The organism is Rhizobium sp. WSM4643 (assembly GCF_025152745.1).
GTDB lineage: Bacteria > Pseudomonadota > Alphaproteobacteria > Rhizobiales > Rhizobiaceae > Rhizobium > Rhizobium leguminosarum_I.
Map to the genome: position 1 here is coordinate 903,560 of NZ_CP104040.1, position 11,890 is coordinate 915,449.

General features: G+C 62.4%; 11 protein-coding genes and 3 pseudogenes. 13 read left to right on the forward strand and 1 reads right to left on the reverse strand.

Features of this window, described 5'->3' with window-relative positions; genetic code table 11:
* The first annotated feature begins 11 nt into the window (after positions 1-11).
* The 3 genes and pseudogenes from N1937_RS04630 to N1937_RS04640 all read left to right on the forward strand — a co-directional run.
* A complete protein-coding gene (locus N1937_RS04630) occupies positions 12-323 on the forward strand; it encodes a hypothetical protein (RefSeq protein WP_222295500.1) in 312 nt (103 codons plus the stop codon).
* Positions 324-385: 62 nt separating this feature from the next.
* Positions 386-1,483 (forward strand): hypothetical protein, encoded by a 1,098-nt coding sequence (locus N1937_RS04635; protein ID WP_222295499.1) that lies wholly within the window; start codon positions 386-388, stop codon positions 1,481-1,483.
* Between the two features lie 15 nt (positions 1,484-1,498).
* A pseudogene (locus N1937_RS04640) lies at positions 1,499-1,693 on the forward strand (phage major capsid protein); the annotation flags it as partial.
* Here N1937_RS04640 and N1937_RS31525 read toward each other — a convergent pair.
* Entirely contained in the window at positions 1,694-2,056 is a 363-nt protein-coding gene (locus N1937_RS31525; RefSeq protein ID WP_080635658.1) for an HNH endonuclease, read from the reverse strand.
* A 674-nt stretch (positions 2,057-2,730) separates the two neighbouring features.
* Here N1937_RS31525 and N1937_RS04645 point away from each other — a divergent pair.
* From N1937_RS04645 to N1937_RS04690, 10 genes and pseudogenes are all read left to right on the forward strand, one after another.
* Positions 2,731-3,507: pseudogene (locus tag N1937_RS04645) on the forward strand (phage major capsid protein); the annotation flags it as partial.
* A 22-nt stretch (positions 3,508-3,529) separates the two neighbouring features.
* On the forward strand, positions 3,530-4,315 hold the full coding sequence (locus N1937_RS04650) for a hypothetical protein (protein WP_260057620.1): 786 nt from the start codon (positions 3,530-3,532) through the stop codon (positions 4,313-4,315).
* 272 nt (positions 4,316-4,587) lie between these two features.
* Positions 4,588-5,157: a hypothetical protein gene (locus tag N1937_RS04655; RefSeq protein WP_260059053.1), complete on the forward strand. Its 570-nt coding sequence runs from the start codon at positions 4,588-4,590 to the stop codon at positions 5,155-5,157.
* A 200-nt stretch (positions 5,158-5,357) separates the two neighbouring features.
* On the forward strand, positions 5,358-6,065 hold the full coding sequence (locus tag N1937_RS04660; protein WP_260057621.1) for a phage adaptor protein: 708 nt from the start codon (positions 5,358-5,360) through the stop codon (positions 6,063-6,065).
* Positions 6,062-7,885 carry a hypothetical protein gene (locus N1937_RS04665; protein WP_260057622.1) on the forward strand — a complete coding sequence of 608 codons (1,824 nt, stop codon included), beginning with the start codon at positions 6,062-6,064 and terminating at the stop codon, positions 7,883-7,885. Before N1937_RS04660 ends, N1937_RS04665 begins: the two co-directional genes overlap by 4 nt.
* Positions 7,882-8,298, forward strand: coding sequence for a GNAT family N-acetyltransferase (locus N1937_RS04670; RefSeq protein WP_260057623.1), 417 nt, complete (start codon positions 7,882-7,884; stop codon positions 8,296-8,298). The genes N1937_RS04665 and N1937_RS04670 overlap by 4 nt, the downstream gene beginning before the upstream one ends.
* A complete protein-coding gene (locus N1937_RS04675) occupies positions 8,264-9,271 on the forward strand; it encodes a tail fiber domain-containing protein (RefSeq protein ID WP_260057624.1) in 1,008 nt (335 codons plus the stop codon). The genes N1937_RS04670 and N1937_RS04675 overlap by 35 nt, the downstream gene beginning before the upstream one ends.
* A complete protein-coding gene (locus tag N1937_RS04680; RefSeq protein WP_260057626.1) occupies positions 9,271-9,585 on the forward strand; it encodes a hypothetical protein in 315 nt (104 codons plus the stop codon). Before N1937_RS04675 ends, N1937_RS04680 begins: the two co-directional genes overlap by 1 nt.
* Before the next feature lie 6 nt (positions 9,586-9,591).
* Positions 9,592-9,769: pseudogene (locus tag N1937_RS04685) on the forward strand (tail fiber domain-containing protein); the annotation flags it as partial.
* Positions 9,760-11,727, forward strand: a complete 1,968-nt coding sequence (locus N1937_RS04690) for a phage tail tip lysozyme (protein ID WP_260057628.1) — start codon at positions 9,760-9,762, stop codon at positions 11,725-11,727. The pseudogene N1937_RS04685 and the gene N1937_RS04690, both read left to right, overlap by 10 nt.
* Positions 11,728-11,890 lie beyond the last annotated feature (163 nt).

An 11,890-nucleotide genomic window follows, 5' to 3' on the forward strand; every position in this document is an offset into this window, starting at 1 on the left:
GGAGTGAAAGCATGAGAGAACGCTATTGCCGCGTCTGCGGCGGCTGGCACCCGCTCGATAAATGGCCGCACAACTGCATGCCGGCTGCGAACCCGGCGCAGTCCGATCTGCCGGCGCCGCATTTCGTCAGCGACAGTATCGACATCCAATCGATGCATGACGGCAGGCATTACACCTCGAAGGCCAAGCTGCGCTCGGCCTACCGAGCGGCCGGCGTGGTCGAGATCGGCAACGAAAAGCCGCAGCCGATCGAGAAGCCGAAGACCAATCGAAAGGCGATCCGAAACGAATTGCGGCGAGTTCACGCCAAATATAACGCCTAGAACAAAACGCTCTAACCTTTTGTTTTTACGGGCATCAATCCCCGACAAAGGAAGTTTCCGACATGGATATGGAAGACCTGAACGAGGCCGGCAACGGCAGCGAAGATTTTGGCGCGTTCGACGAGAGGCCCCTGAATGACAGGCCAGCCAGCATCCGCGACAGCCTGAAGGCGGCGATCGACACCGTCGAAGGCAATGGACCGGGCGATATCGCCGGCCAGCCGCGCGACGGGGAAAACGGCCGCTTCCTGGCCAAGGGACAGGAGCAAGCCGCAGCGGCAAGCGCAGGGCAGGCGCCCGCGGCAAACGCCGCTCAACAGACGCCGCAAGCACAGACCCAGATGCAGACCCGGGAACAGCCGGCAGGCATCGGCAGTCGGGTTCCGCCCGGCTGGTCGGCGGAAGCCAAGGCGCAATTCGCGACCCTTCCAGGCGAAGTGCAGGCGGCCATTACCAAGCGGGAGCAGGAGGTCGACAACGGCTTCCGCGTCCTGCAGGATTACAAGGGGCTCGAGGAGTTCACGCCGCTCATCCGCCAGGCCGGCATGACCCATGCGGATGTCATGCGCCGGGCGATCGACTGGGAAAAGGCGCTGATCCACGATCCCGTCAACACCGTCGTTCACGTCGCCAGGATGGCCGGGGTCAATCTTCACGCCCTGGTCAATGGCCAGACGGAACAGGTCCTGCAGCGCAATGCGCAGCAGGCCGGACCACAGCCCGGACTACAGCAAGGAGGACCGCAGCCTCGACCCATCAACGTCGAGGCGACGGTCGAACATGTTTTGCGGAAAAGGGACACTGAAACTCAAGTCGATGCCTTTCTTTCCGACCCGGCAAACGCGCATGCCGATGACGTGCTTGACGACATGATCGCTCTTATCAATGCAGGGCGGGCATCGTCGCTTCAGGACGCCTACGACGCCGCATGCTGGATGCGCCCGGACATTCGCCGGCAGTTGATCAGCCAGACTGCGCAGGCACCCGCCCGAGAACAGCAAGCCCAGAAGGCAGCAGCGGCAGATCAAGCCCGCCGCGCCTCGCGATCCATCTCTGGTTCTTCCGCGCCTGGCCCGACCCGCGATGCGGCAAGAGGCCAGCCCACCTCAATCCGAGACTCGCTGCGCGACGCCATGCGCTTTTCGCGCGGTCAAGTCTGATCAAAGGAATGATCAATGCCCATCTCGCCCAATCTCTCTGAAATCGTGACCACGACGCTGCGCAACCGCAGCGGCACGGTCGCCGACGACGTGACGAAGAACAACGGTCTTCTCACCCGTCTGAACAGCCGTGGCCGCAAGAAGCCCATCTCCGGCGGCCGCACCATCGTTCAGGAACTGCAGTACCAGGAAAACAGCACCTTCAAGCGGTTAACTTTTGCAGCCGCCGCCTGAGGTTTGCTTGCGTGCCAAAAGCCTGTCCGTCGTGGCAGCTTTGATATTGTTGCAGCGGCCGCATAGCGTTTGAGCATTCTCTTGAACGTTTGTACCGCCGGCACAGCAAGGGATTATGTGATCCAGCGTTAGGTTGGAACTCGAACCGCAATGAGCGCACTCCGTTCCAAGCCACTTCTTTCGCTGTAATGGCGTGAAATTGGTGGTTCGGTATCGGCGCCTAGGACGCGGCTTCAAGAACTCCTCTTCAGAATATGGCTCAAGTCCCCACATGGACCTGCCATAGGCCGACACGCATTTAGGATCGCCGCAGGTCTTATCGATGTTCCTCTCGATCATCGATTTTTTGCGGTATGCCTGATCCCCGCAAACGACACATGTGATTGTTTTGCCCCTTAGGTTTTGAGGACGTGGGAGGCTTCTATCGATCAGCTTCAGCTTAAATCCCTGCTGGCGGCAGGGCTCGGAGCAAAACCGAGACCGACCCGCCTTGATGTCGCTGACGCTTCGATAGAAACCACTCCCACACACCTCGCAAACAAGGGTCGAGCCTCGCGTCTTTTTAGCTCCGATCGAACCATTTGATCGGGCTTTGCCGACGCAGGCTCTAGAGCAGAATTTAGACGATGTTCCACCGGCTTCCGCATAGCGGATCGCCGAAGGCCATTTCTCGAAAGAAGCTCCGCAATACTCACATGTCAAAGTGATCTTTGGCACGTATTACCTCAGGTGAAAAACCGGGTTAATTCGGGGGAAACCATCGCCAATCAGATGTTGCATTCTAATAATAACATCTGAATCAAAATGATGGCAATCCCGAACCAAGCCGCATATGTAGCAATCCAATGGATTGTGAGGGATGCGGAAGGTCGAACGACTAGGCAGTGACGAAAGAATAATCTGCCCACGAAATCCCGGCCCATAGCAAATGGGAAGATATAGTCTGAGCTTCACTGAGTTGGCGCAAGGTGAAGAAGCAGGGGATAAAGAGCCTCTGCGATAACAGAACTGACTCTGGTTACGATATCCTGAACGTGCAGCCCTCCGACGTCATCACCGCTGCCGAATACGACCTCAAGCAGGCGGCGGTCGCCGTCTCCATGTCGGGCCTCGAACAGCTACAGAACTCAGGCGAGGATGCGATCCTCGATCTGCTCGAGCAGCGCATCGAGAACGCCGAAACGACGCTGAAGAACAACATCGCGCTCGACTGCTATTCCGACGGAACGGCCGATGGCGGGCGTCAGATCGGCGGGTTGCAGTTGCTGATCTCGACCTCGCCGACCTCGGGCACCGTCGGCGGCATCTCGCGCGCCACCTGGGGTTTCTGGCGCAACCAGAAATTCTCGGCCTCGGCCGATGGCGGTGCGGCCGCCTCGAACGCCAACATCCAGAGCTACATGAACCGGCTCTATATGTCCTGCGTTCGCGGCTCCGACGCGCCTGATCTGGTCGTCGCCGACAACAACTTCTTCCGCCTCTATTGGGAATCGCTGCAGGCAATCCAGCGTATCACCTCGGCGGACAAGGGCATGGCCGGCTTCCAGTCGCTGCAATACATGGGCGCCGACGTGATCTTCGACGGCGGCTTCGGCGGCGGTGCGCCGCTCAATCAGATGTTCTTTCTGAACACCAAGTACCTGTTCTACCGCCCGCACCGCGACCGCGACATGGCGCCGATCGGCGATGAGCGCATGAACACCAACCAGGACGCCTTCGTGCAGCTCATGGGCTTCGCCGGCAACCTCACCATGAACAACGCCTTCCTGCAGGGCGTGTTGTTCGCCTGATCGTCAACGAAAGGAAAAGCAAATGTCGATCGCAACAATCCAGTCCGATCGTCTTGGCGCGAACCCGTTCGTCGTCGAAGGCCCGATCGTTTCCGGCTCCGGTATTCCGAGCCCGAACTTCTCCCTCGGCGCTGTCGCCGGCGGGGACCGCGAATCCGAATGGGTCTATTGCCAGCTGGTGCTGGCCTCGCAGACGACCCTTCAGCCCGGCCAATGGTTCCAGTGGACCAGGGATTATGTCGCCTCGCTGCTGACCACGGCGGCTGCCGTCGTCGGCCAGCGCTGCGGTGTCTTTTCCGGTGCTGCCCAGCCTCCGACGCTGACCGGCGGTCCGGTCGGTGCCATCACGCTTGCACCGGGCACCTATTACATCTGGCTGCAGCGCAATGGCCAGGCGCCGGCATTGGTCGCAACCGCAACGGCGGCCCTCGTCGTTGCCGAAACCACCACCACGGCAGGCCAGGCGAGCGCCCCGGCATCCGCCACGGCAACCACCAAGGCCATCGCCAACGTCAACTTCGCGGCGGCCAACCAGACGTTCACGGCCACCACGGTCAATGGCTCCAACTTGCTGACGAGCGTTTCCGGGCTGAATGCCGGTTCCGGCCCGTTCATCGGCGCGGCCGTCTCCGGCACCGGCATCGCAGGCGGAACCACCATCTCGGGCATCACCTACAGCCCGAGCGGCGTCGTCCAGAGCATCACCCTCTCGGCCAACGCCACCGCCAACGGCACCGGCATCACCATCACCGCGACCGGCGTGCTCGAAGCAACGCTGCTGCGTCCGTTCCTGTCGAAGGTGAACTAAACCAAGCATCAACGGGCGTTTCGGCGCCCATTTCGCCAACCTCTCTATGCGTGGCGTGCCCCTCATCCGCCTGCCGGCACCTTCTCCCCGCTCGCGGGGCGAAGGGGATATGCCGCGACCTCTCCGTTCCCCTCCAACCTTTCGCGGGGCACGTCCCCTCTCCCCGTTTTTACGGGGAGAGGGCTAGGGTGAGGGGCAGCCACCCGCACGACATCAAGCCGGCACTTCGGCGCCCGCTTCCTTTCCCCGCCATCAACAGTGAGACAAACACCATGCCCGACAGCAACACCGGAATTTATGCCTCTTTCAGCCTCGAACCGGTCGAACAGACCTTTCTGACGGAGAAGGAAGGCCGGCCGATCTTTGCCGACAAGGAATTCGTCCGCATCTTCATCTCGGGCGACAAACATACCGAAGTCTATCGCGAGGTCACCGACAACGACAAACAGCGCTTTTCCGATGCCTATAAGCGATTCAAGGAAGGCGCGGCTGCCCGCGAGCAGCTGACCGGCACGCCGCTTTCGCAATGGCCCTATCTGAAGCCCAGCCAGATCAAGGAGCTGGAGGCGGTCAATATCTATACCGTCGAGCAGCTCGCTGCCCTTTCCGACACCGTCAAGCAGAAGGTGGGCATGGGGGCGAACGAACTCGTCGCGGCTGCTCGGGCCTATCTCGCCACCGCTGAAAACTCCAGCGCTGCCTCGGCCTTTGCCGCCGAAAACGAGCGGCTGAAGGACGAGGTGACGCGGCTGCAGGAGCAGATGAAGGAGATGGCCTTGCGCTTCGAGGCGCTGGAAAAGGACGGCGAGGACGGCAAAGGCCGCAGCCGGCAAGCGGCCTGATGAAGCCTCAAAGCAAGCGGCCCCCTCATCCGACCCTTCGGGCCACCTTCTCCCCGCTGGGGAGAAGGGGTTATGCCGCGACGTCTCGACTCCCTCTTCTCCCCAGCGGGGAGAAGGTGCCCGTAGGGCGGATGAGGGGGCCACGCGGCACAACCCTCCTCGCCACGCCCACAGCTCTGCTTTGAACCGGAGATCCGCGCATGTCGCTCCTGACCATCATTCAGAACGTCTGCGCGGAGATCGACCTCGATCCGCCGACGGCCGTCATGTCCTCGGCGGATCCGCAGATCATGCAGCTGCGCATTCTCTCCACCCGCGCCGGCCGCGACCTGATGCGCGAGCATGACTGGTCGGCGCTGATGGTGCAGCGGCAATTTGCAACGACCGGCGCCAATCCGGAGCCGGCCGAGCCGCCCGCCGACTGGGACCGCTTCGCCGCCAATTCGAAGATCTGGAACGCTTCGCGCCTCTGGCAGCTGAATGGCCCGGTGGAGCCGCAGACCTGGCAGCGCAATACCATCCTCAATTCGAACCCGGTGCCTGAGATCTGGCGCATGGCCGGCGGCAAGCTCGATATCCATCCGAATTCTGCAGGCGAGACGATGGCTTACGCGTATATTTCCGGCTTCTGGGTGGCGGTGAATGGCGAGGCGACCTATGCCGCCAATTGGGCTGGTGACACCGATACCGCCCGTTTCCCCGAAGACCTTCTCGAACTCTCGCTGATCTGGCGGTGGAAGCGGGCCAAGGGCCTCGACTATGGCGAGGAGATCGCCAGTTTCGAGCGATCCAAGGAAGCCGCGATCGGCGCCGATCGGGCGGCAAGCGCCGTCGACCTTTCACTGCCTGGGCGGGGGCAGGCGGGTGAGAATTACTGGCCCGGCACAATTACGGTATCCAATCCATGACCCGCAGACCTGTCCCTCAAAACGGGCGCACCCGCCGCGTTTCGCCAGGCAAAGACTGGATCGCGCCGATCGGCGGCTGGCGAACCGATGTCGAGATGGCGGATATGCCTGAAGATGCGGCGTTCCAGCTCGACAATTTCTTTCCCGAAGCCAACCGGGTGCGCGCCCGTTACGGCTTCCTCGCCTTTGCCACCGGGCTTGGCGCCGGCGTACAGACGGTCATTCCCTATTCCGGTGTCGGCAACAGGCTGTTTGCCGCGGCCGGCGACAAGATATTCGACGTGACGGCGGGCGGTGCCGTCGCTGCACCCGTCGTCTCCGGCATGGCAAGCGCCCACTGGTCGGTGCAGCAATATACCAACCCGGCCGGCCAGGAGTTTTTGCGCCTCGTCAACGGCCTGGACACGCCGCTGCTTTTTAACGGCACCGCCTGGACGAATAATTTTCTGGTGGGTACCGCAACGCTCGCCACCCAGAACGTTGCCATCAGGAACACGGCCTATACGCTGAGTTTCTTCGGCACCGGCTCCGTCACCCTTTCCGGCGCCTTCACCGGCTCGCTGAGCGGGACAGGCGTCGCCAACCGGGTGTCGCTGGCCTTCACGCCGGCTGCCGGCACGCTTGTCGTCACCGTCTCGGGTTCGGTCACCAATGCGCAGCTTGAAAAGGGCGCCGTCGCCACATCTTATGTGCCCTCGACGATGATCACGGGCATTCCTGACGCCTCGCTGCTGATCGCCGTTACCGCCTATCGCTCGCGCCTGTGGTTCATCGAGAAGAATTCGACCAATGTCTGGTATCTCGCCACCGACGCCGTCAGCGGCGCGGCGACGGTGCTGCCGGTCGGCGGCAATATGAAATATGGCGGCACGCTGATTGCGATCAACGTCTGGACCATCCCCGTTTCGACGGGCCTGCAGCAGTGCCTTGTGCTGATCTCCTCGGAAGGCGAAGTGATCGTCTTCCAGGGTTCCGATCCCTCGAGTGCTTCCAATTGGGGCCTGATCGGCACCTTCAAGCTCGGCCGGCCGCTCGGCACCGATCGATGCCTGCTGTCGGTCGGCGCCGATTTGGCGATCATGACGACGGATGGGATCGTGCCAATCACCAAGGCCGTGCAGCTCGACCGGGGCGCCACCAGCCTCGGGGCGATCACCGCCAAGATCGGCCCGACCTGGCGCGAGACCGTTGCAGCGACCGGCACGACCTCTGAGGAGTGGCAGCTTTCGAGCTTCCCGGCCAGGCAGATGGCGATCGTCAACCTGCCGTCCTCCTTCGGCCCCTATCAATATGTGATGAACACCGAAACCGGGGCCTGGTGCCGCTTCGTCGGCATGCCCGCCTCCTGCTGGACGACTTGGCAGGACCGGCTGTTTTTCGGGGCGAGCGACGGCACGGTCTATGAGGCCGAAGTCGGCGCCAATGACAATGGCGTGGCGATCGATGCGCTGATGGTCGGCGCCTGGAGCCGCTATGGCGACGGCCTCTCGACCAAACTCTCGAAGCTGATCGGGGTGACGGCGCAAATCGGGGTGTCGACGCTGATGTATGCCGGGATCTCGGTCGACTATCAGACCAAGATTCCGACAGTCCTGCTGTCGTCGATCGAAAACAATACGGCGGCGAAGTGGGGAATGGCGGTCTGGGGTGTCGCGAAATTCCCCGGCATTTCGCTTGTCCGCAAATTCGCCTCCGCCGGCGGCGCCGGTTCGGCCCTGGCGCCGACGATTCGCGCGCTGATCTCCGGCTCATCCGGCTCCGTCTCGGAAGCGGCCGTCGTCGGCGGCTCGGTGCTTTACGAAAAAGGCGCACCGATTTGATCGTCTCCGAACCGCGCGCGGAGATCGCGACCTGGGTCGGCAACAGGATCGGCGTGAGCTTTCATCCGCCTTACGCCACGCTTGCCCATATCGACCGCGGCCGGATCATCGCCGGCTTCGTCTTTAACGTCTGGACCGAGCATGACGTCGAGGTTTCGCTCGCCGCCGACCGGCTGACGCTGACGCTGATGCGATCGGTCTTTCGCTATGTCGTGCATCAGCTCGGCTGCGGCCGCGCAACCGCAAGAACCCGCGCCGACAATGCCGGAGCCCAGCACGTTCTGGCAAGGCTCGGCGCCCGCCTGGAAGGCCGCCAGCAGGCCTACTTCGGCGACTGCGACGCGCTGCTTTACGCAATCATGAAAGAGGATTTTCCCTATGGTCTCCACGCCGAAGGCCCCAAAGGCGCCTGATCCGACACAGACCGCAGCGGCGCAGACGGCCACCAACGTCGACACCGCCATCGCCAATGCGGGGCTCAGCCACACCAATCAGTACACGCCGGATGGCGCGCTGGAATACAAGGTCAGCGGCTACCAGACGATGACCGACCAGAACGGCAAGACCTACCGGCTGCCGACCTATTCGGCCTATCAGACCTATTCGCCCGAGAACCAGGCGATCTATGACCAGACGCAGCAGACGCAGCTCGGCCTTGCCAGGCTCGCCAACGACCAGACCGGCAAGATTTCGGGTGTGCTCGGCACCAATGTCGACCTCAGCGCCGGCAATGTCGACAAATATGTCAACGATCACTGGCAATCCGGCTTCAACAATCAGTGGGACCGCGACCAGGCGAGCCTCGACCAGAGCCTGGCCGACAAGGGCATCTCGATGGGTTCTGCCGCCTATGACAACGCGCTGCGCGATTTTTCGACGCGTAAGCAGGCCGCATCCGACCAGTATCTCGGCGACATGTATTCGAATGCCCAGAATTCGATCCTGACCGAGCGAAACCAGCCGCTGAACGAGATTTCGGCGCTGCTGTCGGGCTCGCAGGTCCATCAGCCGAGCTATGTCAACACGCCGACGACGCAGCTGCCGACTGTGGATCAGGCTGGGCTGATCAACGAAAACTACAATCAGCAGATGGGCCAATACAATCAGCAGCTCGCTAAGTCGAATGCTGCGATGGGCGGTCTGTTCGGCCTTGGCTCGTCGCTGCTTGGCGGCTGGGCGATGGGATCCGACCGGCGGTTGAAGGAGAACATCAAACGTGTCGGCACGCTTGATAACGGCCTGCCGGTCTACTCCTTCCGGTACAAGAAGGGCGGCCCGGTGCAGATCGGCCTCATGTCCGACGATGTGCGCGAGGTTCACCCGGAATCCGTGTTCGAAGATGCCGATGGGTTCGATCGCGTCGATTATGAAAAGGCGGTGGTGTGATGGGCTTCCTCTTCGGCGGCGATACCGGCAAGACGCAGGGCGACCTGAGCGACCAGCGCAAGCGGCTGGCTTACGCCATGCTGCAGCAGGGCGCTGATACGAGCCCGATCCAGTCTCCGTGGGAAGGGGTCGCGCGGCTTGCCGATGGCGGGCTCGGCGGTTTGGCGATCCGCCAGCAGCGGCAGGAGCAGCAGGCGGGGGGCGACCCAGGGACCGCCGCGCCGGCGGCTGCGCTTTCGACCCCCGCGGCGACCTCTCCCGGCTTCCTGTCGTTGCTCTTCGGCAGCGGACCAGTGCGCCGGACCGGCAGCTGAAGCAATAGGCGCGTTGGCACGCTGGATAACGGCCTGCCAGTCTATCCTTCCGATACAAGGACGGCGGCCCGACGAATATCGGCCTGATGTCCGACGATATGCGCAAGATTCATCCGAACGCGGTGTTCGAACAGACGGTTTCGACCGCGTCGATTACGAAAGGGCAGTGGGCTCATGTCATTAAAGTCATTCATATCCGGCGGCGATACCGGCCAGACGCAGGGCGACATCAGCGACCGGCGCAAGCAGCTGGCCTACGCCATGCTGCAGCAGGGCATGGAGTCGGATCCCGTACAATCCCCCTGGCAAGGGGCTGCGCGTCTTGTCCAGGCACTCATGGGCGGACTGGCGATCCGCCGGCAGGAGCAGCAGGCAAGCGGCGACGGTAGCGCGGCGCCGGCTGGCGATCCAGGTTATTATCCCTTCGCGCCGCTGCCCGACAACGGGCCTGTTCCGACACAAAGACCCTATCTCGATCCGTTGGCAGCGGCAGACGATCGCCGCGGACAGCCGATGGCGCCAGCCGCTCAGCCTGGCGACGATGTCTTCGGTCCGCTGCCTGACAACGTGCCCATCCCGACGCAGAAACCCTATCGTGACCCGATGATCACGACCGATGATCGCGCTGAACAGCCGATGGCACCGGCCGCTCAGCCTGGTGACAATCCGTTCGCTCCGCTGCCTGATAACGGGCCCGCTCCGACGCCGAGACCGGCGTACCGCGCCCCCGCGGCATCGGCCCCCCAACCCGTCGACGGCAATGTCTATGACGGCTTCATGCGCACGGTGAAGACCAAGGTCTCGAACCCCTATGCCCTGGCCGCTATCGCCTCGACCGGCCAGTCCGAAAGCAGCTTCTCGGCCAAGAGAGCCAACAGCTCCTGGTCCGACCCGAGTGAGAGCGGGAAGCAAGGCACCTCCGGCGGCATCATGTCGTGGCGCGATACCCGCCTGCAAAAGCTCTACAACTTTGCTGCCACCAAAGGCGAAAAGCCAGGAGCAATCAGCCCGCAGACGCAGGCCGAGTTCTTCCTGCAGGAGGACCCTCGGCTGATCACCAGGCTGAACAGCGCAAGATCGGTCGAGGAGGCGCAGAGCCTGATGAACAGAGCCTGGCAATTTAAAGGCTACGATCAGCCGGGGGGCGAGGCTGCCAAGCGGCGCGCGCGAGCAGAGGCCTTTCTGCCGCAGTTCATGACCGCAGGCGCCGATCCGTCGTTCATCGCCACGCCTGACGCCGATCCTTTCGCTCCGCCGGCCAACATACCCGTTCCGACGCCCAGACCCTATCGCGACCCGATGGTGACGACGGATTATCGTCAAGACCAGCCAATGGCGCCCGAACAGCCTGGTGGCGATACGTTCGCTCCGCTGCCTGATAACGGTCCCATTCCGACACTGAGACCGGGATATCGCGATCCACAGGTGACGACGGAAGATCGTCGGGGGCAGCCCGCTGCGCCGGTCGCCGGTGGTGGTGCTGCCGTGTCCGCAAATGATGGGGCAGAGCTTAAGACCATTCTGGCCGATCCCCCTCGTCGCGCCGAGTTGCCGGCAGGCATGCGCAACAACAATCCCACCAATCTCAAATACGCCGGCCAGCATAGACCAGGGATCATCGGCCCTTCCGAGAACACCGACCAGGGCGATCGACAAGTCGTCTATGCCACGCCGGAAGCTGGCATGGAGCACAATTTCTGGCAGGTCATGAGGAAGTATCGAAAAGGCATGCTGACGCCGAATCAGATCATCGCTGGAGACGGCGGCTGGACACCCGGCGCTTTCGAAGCGGCCGCTAACATCGCGCGATCGATGGGCATCGACCCTGACGACGATCTTCGCTTGACTGACCCGGTCATGGCAAAGAAGTTTCTTCGCGCCCTCATCACTCAAGAGCAGGGAACATCGGGCGATCTTTATCCGGATAGCATGATTGAAGCGGCGATCGCGGCACAGCCCAAAGCGACCGCGCATGCCGTCCCTTCGCCGCCGGCCATGCCCATTCCCACGCCGAGGCCGGACCTTGACCCGCGGGGCGCGAAGGACGATCGCCGCGGACAGAACGGGCCGCCGGCCGACTTTGGCAAATCGGCCGCGCTCGTACGCGCGCTACTTGCTCGGCAGCAAAGTGGCCTCTGGTAGGAACGCATCTAAACAATCCTAAGATTTTGCAGCACACATCAATGGCCTCGCGATGCGCGGGGGCTTTTCTTCGGAGACGATGAATGCCGAGAAACCCATCCACCGGCGTCTATTCCAAACCCGCCGGAACGACACCCTCTGTCGCCCAGGTCACGAGGCCGGG